23 protein-coding genes are annotated in these 18,389 nt (G+C 63.4%); 17 read left to right on the top strand and 6 right to left on the bottom strand.

The window, feature by feature from the left end:
* Nucleotides 1-14 precede the first annotated feature (14 nt).
* The 7 genes from galT to BKG76_RS12355 all read left to right on the top strand — a co-directional run bounded on the left by galT (nt 15) and on the right by BKG76_RS12355 (nt 6,391).
* Nucleotides 15-1,058: a galactose-1-phosphate uridylyltransferase gene (gene galT, locus BKG76_RS12385; RefSeq protein WP_070939177.1), complete on the top strand. Its 1,044-nt coding sequence runs from the start codon at nt 15-17 to the stop codon at nt 1,056-1,058.
* Entirely contained in the window at nt 1,055-2,149 is a 1,095-nt protein-coding gene (gene galK / locus BKG76_RS12380; RefSeq protein WP_070937897.1) for a galactokinase, read from the top strand. The genes galT and galK overlap by 4 nt, the downstream gene beginning before the upstream one ends.
* On the top strand, nt 2,146-3,801 hold the full coding sequence (locus BKG76_RS12375; RefSeq protein ID WP_070937896.1) for a sodium:solute symporter family protein: 1,656 nt from the start codon (nt 2,146-2,148) through the stop codon (nt 3,799-3,801). The genes galK and BKG76_RS12375 overlap by 4 nt, the downstream gene beginning before the upstream one ends.
* A gap of 19 nt (nt 3,802-3,820) precedes the next feature.
* The gene (locus BKG76_RS12370) at nt 3,821-4,045 is read left to right on the top strand and encodes a hypothetical protein (RefSeq protein WP_070937895.1); all 225 of its coding nucleotides are present in this window, start codon (nt 3,821-3,823) and stop codon (nt 4,043-4,045) included.
* A gap of 101 nt (nt 4,046-4,146) precedes the next feature.
* Nucleotides 4,147-5,076, top strand: a complete 930-nt coding sequence (locus BKG76_RS12365; protein ID WP_070939176.1) for an oxygenase MpaB family protein — start codon at nt 4,147-4,149, stop codon at nt 5,074-5,076.
* An 11-nt stretch (nt 5,077-5,087) separates the two neighbouring features.
* Nucleotides 5,088-5,690 carry a TetR/AcrR family transcriptional regulator gene (locus BKG76_RS12360; protein WP_070937894.1) on the top strand — a complete coding sequence of 201 codons (603 nt, stop codon included), beginning with the start codon at nt 5,088-5,090 and terminating at the stop codon, nt 5,688-5,690.
* An 80-nt stretch (nt 5,691-5,770) separates the two neighbouring features.
* The gene (locus BKG76_RS12355) at nt 5,771-6,391 is read left to right on the top strand and encodes a TetR/AcrR family transcriptional regulator (RefSeq protein ID WP_070937893.1); all 621 of its coding nucleotides are present in this window, start codon (nt 5,771-5,773) and stop codon (nt 6,389-6,391) included.
* On the opposite strand, the gene BKG76_RS12350 is transcribed toward BKG76_RS12355, so the two are convergent.
* The 3 genes from BKG76_RS12350 to BKG76_RS12340 form a co-directional block, all read right to left on the bottom strand.
* A complete protein-coding gene (locus BKG76_RS12350; RefSeq protein WP_070937892.1) occupies nt 6,381-6,935 on the bottom strand; it encodes an SRPBCC family protein in 555 nt (184 codons plus the stop codon). The genes BKG76_RS12355 and BKG76_RS12350 overlap by 11 nt on opposite strands.
* Before the next feature lie 159 nt (nt 6,936-7,094).
* Nucleotides 7,095-7,997, bottom strand: a complete 903-nt coding sequence (locus BKG76_RS12345) for a hydroxymethylglutaryl-CoA lyase (RefSeq protein WP_109420842.1) — start codon at nt 7,995-7,997, stop codon at nt 7,095-7,097.
* Between the two features lie 29 nt (nt 7,998-8,026).
* Nucleotides 8,027-9,226: a CaiB/BaiF CoA transferase family protein gene (locus BKG76_RS12340; protein WP_070937890.1), complete on the bottom strand. Its 1,200-nt coding sequence runs from the start codon at nt 9,224-9,226 to the stop codon at nt 8,027-8,029.
* Nucleotides 9,227-9,365: 139 nt separating this feature from the next.
* On the opposite strand from BKG76_RS12340, the gene BKG76_RS12335 reads away from it, so the two are divergent.
* From BKG76_RS12335 to BKG76_RS12315, 5 genes are all read left to right on the top strand, one after another.
* Entirely contained in the window at nt 9,366-9,920 is a 555-nt protein-coding gene (locus tag BKG76_RS12335; protein WP_070937889.1) for an RNA polymerase sigma factor, read from the top strand.
* Nucleotides 9,917-10,612 carry a Rieske (2Fe-2S) protein gene (locus BKG76_RS12330; protein ID WP_070937888.1) on the top strand — a complete coding sequence of 232 codons (696 nt, stop codon included), beginning with the start codon at nt 9,917-9,919 and terminating at the stop codon, nt 10,610-10,612. Before BKG76_RS12335 ends, BKG76_RS12330 begins: the two co-directional genes overlap by 4 nt.
* Before the next feature lie 353 nt (nt 10,613-10,965).
* Nucleotides 10,966-11,160 (top strand): plastocyanin/azurin family copper-binding protein, encoded by a 195-nt coding sequence (locus BKG76_RS25320; RefSeq protein ID WP_236737595.1) that lies wholly within the window; start codon nt 10,966-10,968, stop codon nt 11,158-11,160.
* The gene (locus tag BKG76_RS12320) at nt 11,157-12,086 is read left to right on the top strand and encodes a metallophosphoesterase family protein (RefSeq protein WP_070937887.1); all 930 of its coding nucleotides are present in this window, start codon (nt 11,157-11,159) and stop codon (nt 12,084-12,086) included. The genes BKG76_RS25320 and BKG76_RS12320 overlap by 4 nt, the downstream gene beginning before the upstream one ends.
* Entirely contained in the window at nt 12,083-12,496 is a 414-nt protein-coding gene (locus BKG76_RS12315) for a hypothetical protein (protein WP_070937886.1), read from the top strand. Before BKG76_RS12320 ends, BKG76_RS12315 begins: the two co-directional genes overlap by 4 nt.
* Here the strand turns inward: BKG76_RS12315 and BKG76_RS12310 are convergent, their stop codons facing one another.
* On the bottom strand, nt 12,497-13,270 hold the full coding sequence (locus BKG76_RS12310; RefSeq protein WP_043080237.1) for an SDR family oxidoreductase: 774 nt from the start codon (nt 13,268-13,270) through the stop codon (nt 12,497-12,499).
* A 148-nt stretch (nt 13,271-13,418) separates the two neighbouring features.
* On the opposite strand from BKG76_RS12310, the gene BKG76_RS12305 reads away from it, so the two are divergent.
* The 3 genes from BKG76_RS12305 (at nt 13,419) to BKG76_RS12295 (ending at nt 15,807) form a co-directional block, all read left to right on the top strand.
* Entirely contained in the window at nt 13,419-14,423 is a 1,005-nt protein-coding gene (locus tag BKG76_RS12305; RefSeq protein WP_070937885.1) for a LysR family transcriptional regulator, read from the top strand.
* On the top strand, nt 14,413-15,045 hold the full coding sequence (locus BKG76_RS12300) for a phosphoribosyltransferase (RefSeq protein WP_070937884.1): 633 nt from the start codon (nt 14,413-14,415) through the stop codon (nt 15,043-15,045). Before BKG76_RS12305 ends, BKG76_RS12300 begins: the two co-directional genes overlap by 11 nt.
* Nucleotides 15,046-15,147: 102 nt before the next feature.
* Nucleotides 15,148-15,807, top strand: coding sequence for a DedA family protein (locus tag BKG76_RS12295; RefSeq protein WP_070937883.1), 660 nt, complete (start codon nt 15,148-15,150; stop codon nt 15,805-15,807).
* Nucleotides 15,808-15,810: 3 nt separating this feature from the next.
* Here the strand turns inward: BKG76_RS12295 and BKG76_RS12290 are convergent, their stop codons facing one another.
* On the bottom strand, nt 15,811-16,431 hold the full coding sequence (locus BKG76_RS12290; RefSeq protein ID WP_070937882.1) for a CGNR zinc finger domain-containing protein: 621 nt from the start codon (nt 16,429-16,431) through the stop codon (nt 15,811-15,813).
* Nucleotides 16,432-16,577: 146 nt separating this feature from the next.
* Between BKG76_RS12290 and BKG76_RS12285 the strand changes: the two genes are divergently transcribed.
* Nucleotides 16,578-16,892, top strand: a complete 315-nt coding sequence (locus BKG76_RS12285) for a hypothetical protein (RefSeq protein WP_070937881.1) — start codon at nt 16,578-16,580, stop codon at nt 16,890-16,892.
* A 220-nt stretch (nt 16,893-17,112) separates the two neighbouring features.
* The gene (locus tag BKG76_RS12280) at nt 17,113-17,397 is read left to right on the top strand and encodes a hypothetical protein (protein ID WP_070937880.1); all 285 of its coding nucleotides are present in this window, start codon (nt 17,113-17,115) and stop codon (nt 17,395-17,397) included.
* A 73-nt stretch (nt 17,398-17,470) separates the two neighbouring features.
* On the opposite strand, the gene BKG76_RS12275 is transcribed toward BKG76_RS12280, so the two are convergent.
* Nucleotides 17,471-18,259: an SDR family NAD(P)-dependent oxidoreductase gene (locus tag BKG76_RS12275; protein WP_070937879.1), complete on the bottom strand. Its 789-nt coding sequence runs from the start codon at nt 18,257-18,259 to the stop codon at nt 17,471-17,473.
* Nucleotides 18,260-18,389 lie beyond the last annotated feature (130 nt).

Raw genomic sequence — 18,389 nt, 5'->3', positions numbered from 1 at the left:
AAACCCGCAGGGAATTGGCCGACGGCCGGGAGATCGTGTACTACGACTCCACCCCCACCGAGCGGGTCACCGTAGACCAGCGCGACCTGCCCGCCACAGCCACGCAATCGCAGATACGGTTCGATCCGCTACTGGGAGACTGGGTCACCCTGGCCTCCCATCGGCAGACGCGCACATTTCTGCCGCCGACCGATCTTTGTCCGCTGTGCCCATCCACACCCGATCGTCACACCGAGATCCCCGAGCGCACCTATCAAGTAGTGGCGTTCGAGAATCGCTTCCCGTCTCTGTCGCTCCATGCGCAGGCGCCCGCCCCGCCGGCGCGTCCGGGCTTCGGGCGCTGTGAGGTGGTCTGCTTCACCAGCGACCATGACACCACCTTCGCGCAGCTGACGCCCGACCGAGCTCGCCTTGTTATCGACGTGTGGGCCCAGCGCACAACAGAATTGAGCGCAATCAGCGGGATTCAGCAGGTGTACTGCTTTGAGAATCACGGCGAGGAGATCGGCGTCACCCTGGCACATCCGCACGGGCAGATCTACGCCTACCCCTTTGTCACCGCCAAAACGGCACGTGTCATGTCCAACGTCGACGACTACCGAAAACGACACAGCACCAATCTTTTCGGGGAGATTCTCGCCGCAGAACGAGCCGAAGGCACTCGGGTGGTCGCCGCCAACGATGAGTGGACGGCATTCGTGCCGTCCTTCGCGCGGTGGCCGTACGAGGTTTCGCTCTATCCACACCGACAGGTCGCCGACATCCCCGATCTCGATGATCCGGCCCGTGACGCCTTCGCCGATCTGTATCTGAATGTGTTACGACGCTTCGCTCGTCGCTTCGATACCCCGATGCCGTACATCGCGGCATGGAATCAGGCGCCCACCGTTGCCTCCGGCGCCAACCGCGACGATTGGTGGCTACACCTGCAGCTGTTCTCCTTTCGCCGCGCACCCGGAAAGCTCAAATACCTGGCGGGGTCCGAAAGCGGTATGGGTGCGTTCATCAGCGACACCACCCCCGAGCAGGTCGCTGCCGAACTGCGAGACGTCACATGACGGGCACATGGGCGGCGCCCGGGCGGGTGAACGTCATCGGTGAGCACACCGACTACAACGGCGGTCTATCACTGCCTGTCGCCATCCCCCAGCACGTTGCCTGCACGCTGACGCCTCGTGACGGCGGGACCATACGTGTTGCCTCGCAACAGCACGGACGAGACTGGATCGCGATACCGCTGGACTGGTTGGCCGACACCGATATCGCGGGTTGGGCCCGATACCCGCTCGGGGTCGCGCACGAATTCCGCAAGCGCGGTCACAACATCGGCGGCATGGACCTGTGGCTCGACGGCAACGTACCGGCCGGAGCCGGGCTGTCGTCCTCGGCCGCCGTAGAGTGCGCTGTGGCGGTCGCTGTCCGCGATACCTTCGCACCCAACGTCTCCGACGTCGAGCTTGTCGAAATCACTCACCGGGCCGAGAACGATTTCGTGGGTGCGCCCACCGGGGTGCTCGACCAGTCCGCATCCATCCTGTGCACGGCCGGACACGCCCTATTTCTCGACGCGGCGACGGGTGCGCATACACAGGTCCCGTTCGATCTTGCGGCGGCAGGACTTGAACTGGTGGTCATCGACACCGGCACCCCGCACAACCATGCCACCAGCGAGTACGCCACCCGTCGACGGCAATGTGAGGCAGCGGCGCGCACGTTGGGTGTTCATTCTCTTGGCGCCATCACCGAGATCGGAGCCGTTGACGCGCTCGCCGATCCGGTCCTTCGCGCACGCGCCAGGCATGTGGTCACCGAGGATGCCCGCGTGCGCGAGGTGGTCGCGCTGCTTCGGGCGGGCGATGATCCCCGCGCGATCGGTCCGATACTGACGCGTGGACATGTCTCGCTGCGCGACGACTTCGCAGTTTCCACACCACAGCTCGACGCCGCCGTCGCGGCCTCCTGCGGGGCGAGCGCCTACGGTGCGCGGATGACGGGCGGCGGGTTCGGCGGCAGTGTCATCGCACTCGCTGACACTGGCTCCGCGGTGCGAATCGGTGAAGCTGCGAGACAACGCTTCTCGGTAGCCGGCTGGACTGCGCCACAGGTCTTCGTGGTGGCACCCTCCGATGGTGCGCGGCGGGTGCGATGACCGGCTCACTTCGCCTGGACGCCGGCGCCGTCGACTACGTCCTCATCGCGATCTACTTCGTGTTCGTTCTCGGCATCGGCCTGCTGGCGCGGCGCGGAGTCTCCTCCAGCATCGACTTCTTCCTCTCAGGACGTTCCTTACCCGCCTGGGTGACGGGCCTGGCCTTTGTATCGGCCAACCTGGGCGCCGTCGAGATCATGGGTATGTCCGCCAACGGGGCTCAGTTCGGCATGGTTGGCATGCACTACTTCTGGATTGGCGCGGTACCAGCCATGCTGTTCCTCGGCATCATCATGATGCCGTTCTTCTACGGCTCACAGGTGCGCAGTGTGCCCGAATTCATGCTGCGCCGCTTCGGCGTTGGCGCGCACCTTGTCAACGCCATCAGCTTTGCCATCGCACAGGTACTCATCGCCGGGGTCAATCTGTATCTACTGGGAACCATCGTGAATGTGCTGCTGGGCTGGCCACTATGGGTATCGGTCATTGCGGCGGCTGCGATCGTGTTGTGCTACATCACCCTTGGTGGTCTTTCGGCTGCCATCTACAACGAGGTGCTGCAGTTCTTCGTCATCGTGGCGGCACTGCTGCCGCTGACCATTGTTGGTCTCCACAAGGTGGGTGGTTGGGATGGGCTGCGCGAGAAGGTGTCCAGCGGGCAGATGTCCTCGTGGCCCGGCAATGAACTCAGCGGGTTCTCCGACAATCTGCTCTCGGTCATCGGCATTGTGTTCGGCCTCGGATTCGTGCTTTCGTTCGGCTACTGGACCACCAATTTCGTCGAGGTACAGCGCGCACTGGCCTCCGAGTCCTTGTCGGCCGCGCGGCGCACCCCGATCATCGGCGCCTTCCCGAAGATGTTCATCCCCTTCATCGTGGTGATCCCCGGGATGATCTGCGCGGTACTGGTGCCGCAGATGGCCGCCTACAAGGCGGGGCAGCCCACCAGCGACCCCAACCTGACGTACAGCAATTCGCTGCTGTATCTGATGAAAGAGGTTCTGCCGACCGGTGTTCTGGGGGTCGCCATTACCGGCCTGCTGGCGTCTTTCATGGCGGGGATGGCGGCCAACGTCTCGGCCTTCAACACGGTGTTCAGCTATGACCTGTGGCAACGCTATATCCGCAAGGACCGTCCCGACGGTTACTACTTGCGCGTCGGTCAACTGGCCACTGTCGGTGCCACCGTCATCGCCATCGGTACTGCCTTCATCGCGGCCAACTACAACAACGTCATGAACTACCTGCAGACGTTGTTCGCCTTCTTCAACGCACCGCTGTTCGCAACGTTCATTTTGGGTATGTTCTGGAAGCGGATGACCGCCACCGCGGGCTGGGCCGGTTTGGTTTCCGGAACGGTTGCGGCCGTGGGTGTGTGGTCACTGTTCGAGGCGGGTGTGTTCACCCTCTCCGGGCAGGGTTCCAACTTCATCGAGGCCGGTGTCGCCTTCACCGTGGACATCGTGGTGAGTGTGGCGATCAGCCTGGTGACAGAACCCAAGCCCGTCGCCGAGCTGGCGGGTTTGGTGTATTCCGAGACGCCCCATGCCTTCTCCGGTGATGACCCCACATCGGCGTGGTACCGGCAACCGGCCAAGCTGGCGACGGTGGCGCTGGTGCTGGTAGTAGCCCTGAACCTGATCTTCCACTGACCACCATCGAAGGACGGCCATGCACAACGTTTTTGACATACGCAACGTCATCGCCGCGCTGCTGGGCATCTTCGGCCTGATCCTCGTAGGTGTCGGTATCCACGACGCGTCGGTGCACAACCTCGCCAAGGCGGGCGGCAACGTCAATCTGTGGACGGGGATCGCCATGACACTCGTCGCGGTCGTATTCGTGGCATGGGCGCTGCGGCGGCCCGTGCAGACCGACTCGTCCGACGAGAACTAGTCCTACCCGCGCGGCCGCATCCAGATCTTGCATCAGGGTCAAGCCATGGGTACTGTTTGGCACAAGTTCACAATTTTGTGCCAACGAGCCAGGAGGCGACCGTGGTCGATCAGAGTGCCCTCACGCTGGACGAAGGGCTTCGCGAAGCAATCCCCATGCCGGTCGATGAGGAAATCACCCCGGAGACGCCACGCCTGGGTGCCGATTCCCTGGTGTGGAAGTTCTACGGCGATATTCGCGGGGTCCTCGGATTCCAGCGGCTGGCCGGCACCGAGAACTGCATCGAGCAGCTGGGCAAGGCCGTCGAGGACCATTCGGTGATCTTCACCGACACCATCGGGAGGGCACGCCGCTCCGGTCCGCCGATCATGAAGACGATCTACTCGGCCGACCCGCAGAAGTGGGGCCGGATGGTGCGTGATTTCCACAAGCCCATCGCCGGAACCATCAGCGACGGCACTCGCTATCACGCGCTCAATCCGGAGCTTTTCTATTGGGCCCATGCAACATTCGTCGACCAGGTGCTGTACATCACCGACACATTCATCCGTCGGCTTTCCTACGGCGAGAAGGTGCGAATCTTCGAGGAGAGCAAGGTCTGGTACAGCCTCTACGGCGTCAGCGCCCGCAATCAGCCCCAGACATACGACGAGTTCGTCACCTATATGGAGGGCATGTTCGACCGGTTCGTGCCGACCAAGACCATCCTCTACGCGACCGGCTACATCCGTCAGGGGCTGCCCGGCCCCAAGCAGATTCCGAAGCCGGTGTGGCGAGTGCTCTCGGCGCCGCTGAATGCCTTCATCCGGACGGTGATCGTCGGGACACTGCCACCACAGATGCAGAACGTCTGCCGCCTGGAGTGGAACGACAAGAAGGAACGCAACTTCCAACGTTTCGCGACGGTGATGCGCGCGTTGAACCCGATATTCAACAGGCTGCCAGTGCGCTGGCTGTACCTGCCGTGGGCTGCGGAAGGCTGGAAGCGCGAGGCAGTGGACCCCCGCCCGCTGCACAACAGGGCGGCCTAGAGCAGACACCGATGAGCATCTCGTGCGAAGAGGCGAATACTCAGGGGGTGACGATCAGCGCCCCACCCACCGACGCCGTGCTCGATGCCGCACGCACCGAGTTTGAGCGGCACGGGATGCGCCGGGCCAACATGGATGCCATCGCCCGACGCGCCGGGGTGAGCCGCCGCACTCTGTATCGCCGCTTCCCCACCAAGGAAGCACTATTCGAGCACCTCATCGAGGCGGAGAGCCTGGTCATCTTCGGCCAGCTCGCCGTCGTCGCCAACGGCCAGGACGCACAGGGCGCGATCGTCGAATGCTTCACCCTGGCCATGCGGCTGATCACCGAAAGCCGGCTGGCGGGCACCATCATCGAGAACGAGCCAGAGCTGGTCATCGGGCTGAACACGCCGTCGGGCGAGAAAGCGATCGTGCGCGCGAGTGCACTGGTGGCGACCTCGCTTCGACACAGCGGCGTCAGCATGCCCGACGATGCCGTCCTGGCCGTCTCGGAAATCCTTGTTCGCTTAGTTGGTTCATTACTCACCAATCGCGCCGGTGTTCTCGATATCACCGACACCGCCGCGGTGCGGCGCTACGCACAGACGTACCTGGCCCGCCTGGTGTGGTGAGCGGCCGTCCGGCCGGGAGTGCAGAAACTGACCATGGGTCGGGATCTGACTAGACTGCCTGCATGGCTACCCGGCGGCAGATGTACGCAGAACAGACCCGTTCCGATCTTCTGAACTCCGCACGCCGGCACTTCACCACCACCGGCTACAACAGTGTGACCGTCGATGACATCGTCAGCAGCATCGAGGTCAGCAAGGGGACGTTCTACTACCACTTCTCCGACAAGCAGGCGATGTTCACCGCGTTGCTCACCGAATGCCTGACCGAGACCGCCGACACCGTCACCACCGCCATCCGCCGACTGGACAAGCCCGGCCCGAGCGGCCCACAAGTCGCGGCGGCCTCCGCATGGGTCTATCTGTCACGATCGCTGCGCGACAGAACATATCGGGAGCTCATGCGCCAGGCACCGATGGTCCTCGGCGCAGAGACGTACCGCCATATCGACGAGACCATCGTGCTACCGCCCTTGGTGACCCTCATGGAAACCCTCGCCGCCCGTGGCGAGCTGAAGGCCGGTGTGCACACGCACATGGCAGCCCGCATGCTCTTGACGATGTTCGTCACCGCCAACAGCATCATCGCCGAATCCGACGATCCCGCAACAACAATGACGGAGGTCGCCGACACGATCGCCACCATGTTCAGTGGGATCGTGCTCGGCGACGTCCCGCTGTCACGCGCGGCCGCTAACGGATAGCCAAGAACAACAGGGTTCGCAGGAACGGGCGAACCGCGAACGCTGTCCAGCGCATCGGGAACCAACCGACCCATTTCGGGGTGATCCCCACCGTCCAGCGCACCTGCACCTTGTTTCCCTCGTCGGCAAGTTCCCAACGCTCACCAAACGCGTTGAGCACCAACGGAACAGAAATACCCGTCCCGATCGCCACCAGCTTGCGCCCCTCCTCGCTGTGCACCACCTTCTCGGTGAAGGCGCACAGCGGAGTGCGGGTGACAATTCGGTCGCCCGACCTCACCGGGCCGGACACAAACGGAATGCTCTCCAGATAGCCACCCTCTGAGACCTGGGTCCACACTCGCTCGGCCGGCCCAGGCACGCTGATCTCCGCGGTGACCGCGAACGATGCCGTCTTGTCGAAGAAGTCGGTTCCCGGTGTCGTCACCCCGAACCGGCGCGGGCCGTTGTCGCCGGAAGCCAAGGCAAAAAGCACGGCTGCCCCTAGCAAGCCTCCCAGGGCCAGCACTCCCACGATGATCCCGATCAGCACCGGTGTGGACATACTCCTCCTTGAGTAAGAATCAGCGCTAACTGACTCGCGAGTCAGTTAGCAAGCTAGACCACCTACCAGCACTCACAGAAGGGAAATCGGGGAAGTTAGTGACCGTGCCCAGCCCGGGCACCAAATTCCTGGGGCCCAACCCCGCACGACCACCAAGGTCTAGCTCGACAACCGATCACCCGCGCGCAGCAAAGCGCTGGGAACCTCGTGTCCGACCACCGACTGCACCGCCCGGGCGGCCTCGATCGCAGCGTCAAGATCGACGTCGACGTCGATACCGCTATCCCGCAACAGATACACCAAATCTTCGGTGGCGATATTGCCCGTTGCCCCCGGCGCGAACGGACAGCCCCCCAGCCCGCCGATCGAGGAATCCAGTCGCCTCACTCCGGCTTGCACGGCGGCATAGGCACTGGCCAGGCCGGATCCGCGGGTGTTGTGGAAATGCGCGCCCAGGGGTGCGTCGCCGACGATCGGGCTCACCGCCGCAACGAGATTCACCACACGGCGCGGGGTGGTCGTGCCGATGGTGTCGGCCAGGGCGTAGCGGTCCACACCCCAGTCCCGGGCACGGCTGACGATGTCGAGCACCCGGTGTTCCGGGGTCGGACCATCGAACGGGCAGTCCCATGAGCAGGCAATGATCACCTCCACCGTCGCAGCCGCATCCCGTGCCAACGCCACGATCTCCTCGATGCGCGCGGTGGCCTCGGCGCTGCTGCTTCCGACATTGGCACGGCTATGTCCATCGGCGGCCGAGACCACGTACTCCAGTGAGGTGAATCCCGCCGCCAGAGCACGTTTGGCGCCGTTGGGGCTGGCGACGAGGGCCGAGAACTCGATATCCGGGTAATGATGCAGCTGCGCCGCCAGCTCTGCCGCGTCGGCCAGCGCCGGCATCTTGGTGGGTGACACAAACGCGGTGGCCTCGACCTCCCGCACACCCGTCGCCGCGATGGCGTCGAGCAGTTTGAGCTTGTCCGCCAACGAGATCGGCGCCTCGAGCTGCAGTCCATCCCGCAATAGCACCTCGCGGATGGTGACGTGCGCGGGCGGCTGCACATGCTCCGTGCCCAACAGGCTCGTCGCCATCACAGCACTCCCTGCGCCCGTAGTGTCTCGATATCCGCGGCGCTCCTACCCAACAGCCGCACGTAGACGTCTTCGTTGTGCTGACCCGGACGGGCCGGGCCCGCGCTGCGGACACCGCCCGGCGATTCGGACAGCACCGGGACCACGCCCGGCCCCAGCACCGAGCGGCCGAGGCGTTCATCGAAATGCTCGACGAGCATTTCGCGCGCCTTGAGCTGCGGGTCCTGCACCACATCGGCGACGGTGTTGATGGGGCCTGCGATCACCCCGGCGGCGCTGAGCACATCGATGATGTCCGCGGGTACGCGCTGTGCCGCCCACTCGGCGATGATCGCATCCAGCTCGTCCTGATTACGCCCGCGGGCAACATGATTGACGAAACGTTCATCGGAGCTCAGTTCCGGTTGGTCCATCGCCTCGCACAGTCTGCGAAAGACGGTGTCCTGGTTGGCGGCGATCACCACCCAGCTGCCATCGGCGCTCTGATAGATGTTCGACGGCGCGATGCCCTCCAGCCGGGTGCCCGAAGGTCCCCGCACCACGCCACCTACGTCGTAATCGGGGATGGTCGATTCCTGTACGGCCAAACAACTCTCGGTGAGCGCCGCGTCGACGATCTGTCCCCGGCCGGTGACGGTCCGCCGGTACAGCGCGGCCAGCGCCCCTTGGGCCGCGAACATGCCAGCGAGAGTATCGCCGATCGAGAGCGCCATCCGGGGCGGCGGGCCACCGGGAAAACCGTTGAGATGCCGCAGACCACTGGCGGCCTCGGCCACCGATGCATATCCGGCCTTGTGCGCGTCCGGGCCCGTCTGCCCGTATCCGGACACACGAACCAGGATGATGCCCTCGTTGCGTTCAGCCAGGACGTCGTAGCCCAGGCCCCATTTCTCCAACGTGCCGGGCCGGAAGTTTTCGACGATCACATCCGACTGTTCGACGAGATCGAGAAACAGTGCGCGCCCGGCGTCGGTCCGCAGATCCAGGGTGATGGCCTTCTTGTTGCGTGCGTGCACCGTCCAGAACACATGGTGGCCGTCGACCTCGGCCTGCCCCCAGGTCCGAAGCGGGTCCGGCGCGCCGGGCGGCTCGATCTTGAGCACCTCGGCACCCATATCCCCCAGTAAGCGGCCCGCGAAAGGCCCGGCGATCAGAGTGCCCAGTTCCAGCACCCGGATCCCATCGAGAGCACCCGTCATCCCCGTGACGCTACCCCGAACCAAATGGCCGCCGGCATCGTGTAACCACCGGCACTACTTCTTCAGGGGTAGTTATCCAACTGCCCTCGAGGACCTCAAGGACTCGACGGACACTGCGGGGACGGGACAACCGACGGTGATGACGCAACGTGATCCCACCGCCCGGCGCGGCCTACGGGCCGTTCCGACGGGCGGCGATCACTATGCCAACTGGCAGTCCGTGTACGAAGACAATGTCGTCTGGGTCTACCGCACCATCTACGCGCGGGTGGGTAACAAACCGGACGCCGAGGACCTGACGGCCGAAGTGTTTCTTGCCGCGCTGCGCCCGCTGCGCCTCACCGTGACCAAGGCCGAGGTACGGGCTTACCTGCGGACGACCGCGCGCACAGTCCTGGCCGCGCATTGGCGGGAAACGCTGGGGCGCGAGATCACGTCGATCCCCGACATCCAGGACATCGCCGACCGACCTCCCGAGGCCGAGGAGTCCATCAGTACCGCGCCGCAACATGCACGAGCGGTCTTGGACGCACTACCGGACAACTATCGTCGAATTCTGGAACTGCGTTTCCTGCAAAGCTGTTCGATCAAGGAGTCCGCCGCCAAGATGGGTGTCACCGTCGCCAACGCCAAGGTGCTGCAGCATCGGGCATTGCGTCTGGCCGCCCAGATCAACGAACAGGACCTGTCATGAATCCGCGTGGGCTGCGCCGCTATGTCGACGACCTGCTCCGGGGTCGCCGGCCCAAGGCCTTCCGTCCCGATGATTTCGAGGCAGCACAGATCCGGACGGCGATCGAGCTGCGCGCCAGCCAACCCGGCGATGACGCACCGAGCCTAGATTTCCTCGCCGATCTACAGAGCCGCCTAGCCGAACAGATGGGTGATACCCCAGCGCCTTCCGGGCGAAACCGGTGGCAGGTGCCAAACCGGCGGACCGTCCTCGTCGGAACCTCCGCTGCCGCAGCCGCCGCTGCGGTCGCCGTCACCACCGACCGTCTGATCAACCCCAAGCCCGAGACCGACCCCCAGCAGGAATCGGGCGAGATCGTCCCCAACACCGGCAGTTGGCAACGTGTGGCGGCCAGCAGTGCTGTCCCGGACGGTGCGGTGCATCCCTTCGACCTCGGGTTTGTCAACGGGTTCGTGCGGCGGGTGGGCGGCCGGGTCGAGGCGGTCTCCGGCGTCTGCACCCACCAGGGCTGCAAACTCTGGTTCGACGGGGCCCACGACCGGCTGCAATGCCCGTGTCACACCACATCGTTCACCACCGATGGACGGGTCATCACGCACCAATTGCCCATCGCACCAAAGCCGCTGCCCACGTTGGAGGTACGCGAGGCCGACGGTCACATCGAGGTGTTCGCACCGGACCGTCCGGTGTAGTTCGGCTGTAACCCCCGCCCCTATCTCTGTGCGGTGGTCCGCGACTCACCGCGGACTCGTTCATGGAAAGGGGCACCATGTCTTTGTCTTCGTTGCGCTGTGCCGCGGTCGCCGCGGCGATAGCGATCCCGCTAGCGGCGTGTTCCAGTGGTGCCGGCACGACACCGGATGCACCGCTGTCCATCACGGTCGCCTCCGATGTCAGTGGGACGCCGGGCATGCGGGGTCACGCCATGTCGGGAATGCCGGGCATGACTTCTATGCCGACAACCGCAGGCGCTCCCTCAGCGCCAGCCCCGACGGGACCCGCGGTCAACATCGAGAACTTCGCCTTCAATCCCCCCACGTTGACCGTGCCCGCGGGCACCACCGTCACCTGGACCAACAAAGACGAGGAGCCCCACAACGTGGTGTCCGAGGACGGCGCGTTCCGCTCACCCGGGATGGACGCACAGGGCACGTTCTCCTACCAGTTCACCAAGGCCGGCACCTACAAGTACGTCTGCGGGATTCACCCATTCATGAAGGCGACGGTGGTAGTGCAATGACCGACGAACAAGATCCGCAACACATGTCCCGACGCCAGCTGATTCGGCACACCGCCTGGTTCGGTGCCGCCGTTGCGTTGACAGTGGCCGGCGGGGAGGTGATCTCGCATGTGGCGGGTTCGGAAGCGGCACCGACCGCACGCCCAACACTGCGCTTCGCACAGATCAGTGACAGTCATATCGGATTCAATGGGACGGCCAACTCGAACGTCGTCGATTCGTTTGGCGATGCGATCAACCAGATCAACAATCTGGGCTACACCCCGGATTTCGTGATTCACACCGGCGATCTCACGCATTTGGCCACCGATGCACAGTTCGATCAGGTCAAACAGATGCTGTCCGGGCTCAGCACACCACACGTGTTCACGGTTCCGGGAGAACATGATTCGGTCGACGATGCCGGGCAGAAGTATCGCAGCGTATTCGGCAGTGGCACCCGCGGCGACGGGTGGTACAGCTTCGACATCGCGGGGGTGCATGTCATCGGACTGGTCAACACCCTCAACCTGAAGAAGCTCGGGCATCTGGGTAACGACCAGTTGGAGTTCATCGAAAGGGACCTTGCTCCCCTTTCCTCGGACACCCCGATCATCGTGTTCAGCCACATCCCACTGTTCGCCATGTATCCCGAATGGGGCTGGGGTACCGACGATTCCGCGCAAGCCCTGAGCTATATGAAGCGGTTCGCGTCGGTGACATGCCTGAACGGCCATGTGCACCAATTGTTTACCAAGACCGAAGGAAACATCACCTTCTACAGCGGGACCACAACGGCGTACCCCCTGCCCAAGCCGGGCGATGGCCCGGCCCCCAAGCCGGTGACGCTGCCCGCCGGTCAATTGCACGACATCCTCGGCATCCGCGAGGTGAGCTACCTGAAGGGCAGCCAGGCCCTTGCCATCAAGGAGGACAAGCTGACATGAACATCACGTATCGTCTCGCGCTGGCCATGGCGTTAGCCGTCAGCGGATATGCTCACGCATACCTGTATATGCATGGTTACCAACATATTCCGACCATCGGCCCCGCCTTCTTGGTGCAGGCCGCCGCCTTCTTCGCGATGGCCGTCCTGATCGTGGTGGGTGCACCCGATTGGATGGTCGCGGCGGCGGGTCTGGGCTCGGCTGGGGCACTCGCGGCATTCGCGCTGTCCCGCACCGTCGGCCTGTTCGGCTTCTCCGAACGCGGTTGGACCCCGGCTCCGTATGCGGTGATCAGTGTGCTGACAGAACTGGCCGCCGTCGCATTGGCGAGTGTCTTACTCGCCAAGTACGTACGGCGGCCAGTTCCTGCGACTCCGACGTCCCGGACGGAGTCGCTATCGCAACAGTGACTACTTGGTGGTGTAGCCGCCGTTGATCAGGATGGTCTGCCCGGTGATCCACCAGCCGTCGCTGACCAGGAACCGGATGAACGGGGCGATGTCCTCGATATCGGTGAGTCCGGTTTTGGAGAACGGAGACAGCGCGGCGGCAGTCTTGTGGTACGCCACGGCATCTTCTCCCTCGGCGGGGTAGAAGAAGGGCGTGTCCATCGGGCCCGGCCCTACCGCTGTCACCGAAATACCGCGCTCCCCATATTCCTTCGAGGCGGCACGGGTGAAGTGTTCGACGGGCGCCTTGGTTCCCGCGTATGCCGCATAGAAGGGGGTGTAGGCGCCCAGCAGTGATGTCACGAGCGTGACGATCTTGCCGTTGTCGTTGACATGTTTCCCCGCCTCCTTGAGGAACAGGAACGCCGATTTGGCATTGACCGCACTGGCCGAGTCGTACTCTTCCTCGGTGATTTCGGTGAACGGCTTCTTGATCACCTTGCCGACCGTGTTGATCGCAATATCGGGCCGGCCCACCGCGGCAACGGTATCCGCGAAGAGTTTGCTTACCGCGTCTCCAGTGGTCAGGTCGCCCTGGAACGCCACTGCCTTGGCGCCGGTCGCCTGGATGGCGGCCACGGTTTCGTCCGCGGCATCCTTGCTCGACGGGCTGTTGTAGTGGATCGCGACTGCCCCGGCTCCGTTGGCGGCGAGATCCCGAGCGATCAGCCCACCCAGATTCTTGCCACCACCTGTGATGAGTACTGTCTTACCATTTAGTGAATGATCCGTCACTCGATTATCTCCCTTTTCCTGCGTGGAGTCGTCCTTTGCGAGTGGGCTCCATGGTTACCCACATCTCCATACAAAATCGTAGGTTTAGCTAGCACAAGGGCAAACCACATTATTCTTGTATAAACACAAGTAGGAGTTGTCATTGCAGATGAGCGGGATGACCGAGAGTAGTTCGCTGGCAGACTTGCTGGATTCCCGGCGATTGTTTCAGTTCGTGGTGGCCGCAGAGGCCCCGACGCTGGCGGCCGCCGCGGCGCAGCTATTCATCACCCAGCAGGCGTTGTCGTCGGCAATACGCCAACTGGAACGCGATCTCGGTGTCGCGCTGTTTTCGCGTGCGCAACGCAGCCTGCAGCTGACCGACGCCGGTCACGAGCTGTACACCGGCGCAAAACCGCTTCTCGCCGGGATACGTGTGCTGGCCAACGCGACACGCAACCTCTCAGATCCACAGCGGGCCTTTGTCATCGGGCATTCGCCCGCCATTTCCGGAGAAGAGGTCTACCGGATCGTCGAGCCGGCGGTCATCAGCGACCCCGCGGTGTCGATCACCGTGCGACAGGTCTTTCCGAGCTCCATGCGCGATGGTCTGCTCGATGGCTCACTTGACCTGGCGCTACGCCGCGGGATCGATATGCCTACCGACTTGGCCACCGACACTCTGCTCTACCAACCACTGCGTATCGCCGTCGTGCAGTCGCACCCGCTCGCCGCACAGGAGCGTGTCAACATTGCCGAGATCGCCGAGTGCCCGATCGTGGTCTGGGCTCCGCCGCGTCATTCGTTTTACACAGACCTATTGGTTTCACACTGCCGCCGAAGCGGTTTCGAGCCCCGCTTGCTGGTCAATCCGGTACAAGGCACCCCACCGCACACGGCCGTGCTCGCACACCCCGATCACTGCGCCTTCGTCACCGACGACCCCGGAGACCTTTATCACCGCAAGGTGCGGGTGATAGAGATCGTCAATCCTCCTTTGGTTCCCATTCAAGCCGTCTGGCTTCCGCACTCCGTGTCGACCATTCGCACCAAGTTGTTCGAGGGCGTCCAGAGATCAACGGTTGTCAGCACACTGGCCCAGCCGGAAGATGGAGATATCCAGGCAACCAGCCAGGAACGTTCCCATGTCACACACACATCGGATGTTCAGTGATCGCCAGGACGCCGGCCGCGTGCTGGCGGGCATCCTTACGCCCTACAAGACGCAAGACGTTGTAGTCCTCGCATTGCCGCGTGGCGGAATACCCGTCGGGCGAGAGATCGCAACAGCCCTGAGAGTCCCGCTTGGGGTGCTGGTCGTACGCAAGCTCGGGGTACCGGGACACGAAGAGTACGCGATGGGGGCCATTGCCAGCGGAGGCGAAGTGGTCGTCGACGACGACATCGTGCGCACCATGGACATCACCCCGGAACAACTCCGCGACGTCACCGCCCGCGAATGGCGCGAACTGGCCCGCCGCGAACGGATGTACCTGACCCACCACGGCACCGAAATCAAAGACAAGACAGTAATTCTCGTCGATGACGGGATCGCTACCGGCGCGACCATGCGCGTGGCGTTGTTGACCATCAGGAGAGCATCACCGGCACGAGTGGTGGCGGCGGTTCCGGTGGCCCCGCGCTCGGCGTTCCGCCGATTCGGTTCCCTGGTGGACGATTTCGTCGTCGCCTCGTGCCCGTCCCGATTTCAGGCAGTGGGCGACGCCTATCAAGACTTTCACCAGGTATCCGATGAGGAGGTGCGCGCGCTGCTATCACCACCGGCGGTCCGGTAGCCGGTGGTGAGTGGGCACTCAAAATGCCGTGACGGGCACTTCGCCAGGTGGGGTTCTCGTGTTGTTTCCTGTCCAGCAATGTTCCGTAGCTAGCTTCCAGCCATGGACATGGGTCTGGCGCCCGCGGACGTCATGGATCCGATGTACTGGCTGGGCGAGGGCGGTCTGTTCGGTGGCGCCGTGCTGGCCGGTGTCATGGTCATCGTCTTCATCGAGACCGGCCTGCTCTTCCCGTTCCTACCCGGAGACACCCTGCTGTTCTCCGCGGGACTGATTGCCGCTCAGCCCAACTCCCCCGTCGCGATCCAGGTGTTGGCACCGTGTGCCGCGGTGGCCGCACTGCTGGGCAGCCAGTGCGGGTACTTCATCGGACGTCGACTCGGTCCGGCGCTGTTCAAGAAGGAAGACGCGCGCTTCTTCAAACAGCGCTATCTGACCGCCTCCCGCGAGTTCTTCGACAAACACGGACCCAAGACGCTTCTGGTTGCACAGTTCATCGGCGTGGTGCGGACCTTCACCCCCGTGATCGCGGGTATGTCGGGCATGCGTTATCCAATATTCCTGCTGTACAACGCCATTGGCAGCGCCGCGTGGGGTATCGGCCTGACGATGATCGGCTACTTCCTGGGCAACATCGCCTTCGTCGGCGAACACCTGGACATCATCATCCTGATCATCGCCATCTTGTCGACCCTGCCCGCAGCGGCCACGGCCGCCAAGGTGTACCTAGAGAAGCGGCGCGCGGTCCCCGAGAACGGCTGACCGTCAGGACCCGGCGGCGGTTTGGCGGTCATAGTGTCGCTTGACCCGCGCCCGGTTGCCGCATTTCGGCGTGCACCATTCCCGCCTGGGGTGCTCCTTGACGAAGAACAGCACGCAGTGCGGGCCTAGGCAGGCACGCAACTGGTGGCGCGTTGGGCCGCCCAAGAAGTCGATCGACTGCCGCGCGATCAGCCCCACGGCCAGCCGCGCCTGCGACCCACGTACCGTCGCCGCCCGGATCGGCTCTCCATCGACGGGCCACACCAACTCGGCGCGGGCACTCGCGAGCATGTTGATCGTCGCCACCGCCTGGGCGTGTGTCATAGCGGATGTCGAAGGCCGCGGATCCTCGGTGATTTCGGCGGCCAGACTCCGCAGCGCGTCACGCAGTGCCCTCAGATCATCGGCAACCAATCGCGCGTCCTCCAGCGAGAAGGCAATGGTGTGCGCCCCCGATTCGGCCAGGATTCGATCCGCCATCACCTCGAGCCATTCGTACACAGCCTCGTCGGTGTCCAGGGCATCCCGGACATCCCCCCGACCACCTCGAATGGTGTTCATCAGTTCGACGGGAAGCGGCTCACCCAATACGGCGGCGATCGTGCCCGACGTGCTCGTATCCATCCCCCGACTCTAACTCTCCTAATGGATAGCGCCACCTGTAACCATGTGGTCTATCTAACAGTGCAGAGAGAAATACTCACTAATGGATAGAAGTTGCCTCAAGCGTTAGCACTTAATTGCATTACCTCACGACAAAGGAAACTGCCATGAACACCCCCATCGCCTCCCTCACTCGATCGGCCATCCGGTCGGCAGTTTCGTTCCTGGTGGCATTGGCCGCGCTCGGCGCCATGGCCGTCGCCTCATTCACCTTCAGCGCGCAGGCGTCCGCAGCCGGCGGCGGCGGCTCGTCGGCATCGGACACCGTGGACAAATTGCAGGCGCAGGGCTACACGGTCCAGCTGAATGGAATTCCGACAGCGCCGTTGTCTGAATGTGTGGTGACCGGAATCGAGGGGCTGCGCGGGGCCACCGCCTTCTCGACGGTGTACGTCGACATCTCGTGCCCCTCGTACAACTGACCCATCAATACGCCAACGCGGACCCGCCCGGTCACACGACCGAGCCAGGGTCGGCGTTGGCGTATTCGACTGTCTTGCAATGCCCAACGGTCCGGCCGACGGGTTTATTCCGCTTCGGGCTGACTGAGTTATCACAGGCACTTCAGGATGGCAACAGATAGCGCCCATGTTGTTAGAAGCATCGCAAGAGGATCTTCAAAAGCATTGGAGCGCAGAGAAAATGATCGCCATCGCCGCCACCTCGCAGGCAATATCCACCAATGTTGGCCGGGTTGTCGCCGCGGCCGGTATCGGTCTGGCGATCCTGGTGCCGACCTACGCCGCCATCGAACTGACCAGCAGCCCGACCTCCAATGTCGTCGCCGGCGCGGGTAACAGCGGCAGTGGGGGCGGTAACCGGGATCATGCTCGGCTGGGCACCGGGCAGTACGCGATGAACAACTCTGGTCCGCAGATGCGCTTCACCCCACCGCCCAGCGGCCAGTACATCGGTGGCATCAACTAAGACGCAAAGACCAAGGGCCGCTTCCGGATCAGCCTACGGAAGCGGCCCTTCTTTGTGATGCAAGCCCGACTGGCTAGGGCAGAATCGAGTCGACGTAGCCGCCATCGGCACGAACCGCAGCGCCGGTGGTCGCAGACGCCTGTGGAGAACTGAGATAGACCACAAGATTGGCAATCTCCACCGGCTCGATCAAACGCTGCAGCAGCGATTGCGGCCGATGCTTCTTCATGAATTCACGCTGTGCCTCATCCCACGGCAGCGACTTGTCGACGAGCTGATACACGAAGTCCTCCACGCCCGCGGTGTGTGTGGGCCCAGCGATCACCGAGTTGACCGTGACACCCGAGCCCGCTGCGTCCTTCGCGAATCCACGCGTCACTCCCAGCAGCGCCGTCTTGGAGACGCCGTAGTGGATCATTTCCTGCGGAATGACGATCGCCGAATCACTGGCGATCTGGATGATGCGACCCCAGGCTGCCTCGATCATCCCGGGCAAATACGCCCGAATGAGACGTACCGCGGACAACACATTCACTTCGAAGTAGTTCCGCCACTGCTCATCGGTGATCTCGCGTGCCGGTATGGCGCCGAAGATGCCCAGGTTGTTGACCAGAATGTCCACCTCGGGGAGTTGCTCGCGGAGCAGGTCAACGCCCTCAGCGGTGGAAACGTCGGCGGCCACGCCGATGACGCTCCCGTGCTGCAGCCCGACCTCGGCGACGGCCGCGTCGACACGCTCTTGAGAGCGCCCGTTCACGACGGCACGTGCGCCGCTGGCTGCGAGCTGCCGGACGATCTCCAGTCCGATGCCCTGCGTGGATCCCGTTACTAGCGCTGTCTTACCGGTCAGGTCGATGTTCACGTATCCATTGAAGACCTCACAGCCCCAACTTCATTCCCGGGGGGTGTGACGCGTGACGTCAGGCCTGCTGATTCACTGAGAGCATGATTCCGTTGCATCGCTCATGGGTCCGATGGACCGGTCGCAGTGA

The organism is Mycobacteroides franklinii (genome assembly GCF_001853795.1).
In the GTDB taxonomy this organism is placed as follows: domain Bacteria; phylum Actinomycetota; class Actinomycetes; order Mycobacteriales; family Mycobacteriaceae; genus Mycobacterium; species Mycobacterium franklinii.
This window is presented reverse-complemented; position numbering and strand designations above follow the sequence as displayed.

Bases quoted from the DNA above. Each gene is read 5' to 3' on its own strand.
- galK (WP_070937897.1), top strand. From the start codon at position 1,055: ATGACGGGCACATGGGCGGCGCCCGGGCGGGTGAACGTCATCGGTGAG.
- BKG76_RS12375 (WP_070937896.1), top strand. From the start codon at position 2,146: ATGACCGGCTCACTTCGCCTGGACGCCGGCGCCGTCGACTACGTCCTC.
- BKG76_RS12370 (WP_070937895.1), top strand. From the start codon at position 3,821: ATGCACAACGTTTTTGACATACGCAACGTCATCGCCGCGCTGCTGGGC.
- BKG76_RS12360 (WP_070937894.1), top strand. From the start codon at position 5,088: ATGAGCATCTCGTGCGAAGAGGCGAATACTCAGGGGGTGACGATCAGC.
- BKG76_RS12355 (WP_070937893.1), top strand. From the start codon at position 5,771: ATGTACGCAGAACAGACCCGTTCCGATCTTCTGAACTCCGCACGCCGG.
- BKG76_RS12350 (WP_070937892.1), bottom strand. From the start codon at position 6,935: ATGTCCACACCGGTGCTGATCGGGATCATCGTGGGAGTGCTGGCCCTG.
- BKG76_RS12340 (WP_070937890.1), bottom strand. From the start codon at position 9,226: ATGACGGGTGCTCTCGATGGGATCCGGGTGCTGGAACTGGGCACTCTG.
- BKG76_RS12335 (WP_070937889.1), top strand. From the start codon at position 9,366: ATGACGCAACGTGATCCCACCGCCCGGCGCGGCCTACGGGCCGTTCCG.
- BKG76_RS12330 (WP_070937888.1), top strand. From the start codon at position 9,917: ATGAATCCGCGTGGGCTGCGCCGCTATGTCGACGACCTGCTCCGGGGT.
- BKG76_RS12320 (WP_070937887.1), top strand. From the start codon at position 11,157: ATGACCGACGAACAAGATCCGCAACACATGTCCCGACGCCAGCTGATT.
- BKG76_RS12315 (WP_070937886.1), top strand. From the start codon at position 12,083: ATGAACATCACGTATCGTCTCGCGCTGGCCATGGCGTTAGCCGTCAGC.
- BKG76_RS12305 (WP_070937885.1), top strand. From the start codon at position 13,419: ATGAGCGGGATGACCGAGAGTAGTTCGCTGGCAGACTTGCTGGATTCC.
- BKG76_RS12300 (WP_070937884.1), top strand. From the start codon at position 14,413: ATGTTCAGTGATCGCCAGGACGCCGGCCGCGTGCTGGCGGGCATCCTT.
- BKG76_RS12295 (WP_070937883.1), top strand. From the start codon at position 15,148: ATGGACATGGGTCTGGCGCCCGCGGACGTCATGGATCCGATGTACTGG.
- BKG76_RS12290 (WP_070937882.1), bottom strand. From the start codon at position 16,431: ATGGATACGAGCACGTCGGGCACGATCGCCGCCGTATTGGGTGAGCCG.
- BKG76_RS12285 (WP_070937881.1), top strand. From the start codon at position 16,578: ATGAACACCCCCATCGCCTCCCTCACTCGATCGGCCATCCGGTCGGCA.
- BKG76_RS12280 (WP_070937880.1), top strand. From the start codon at position 17,113: ATGATCGCCATCGCCGCCACCTCGCAGGCAATATCCACCAATGTTGGC.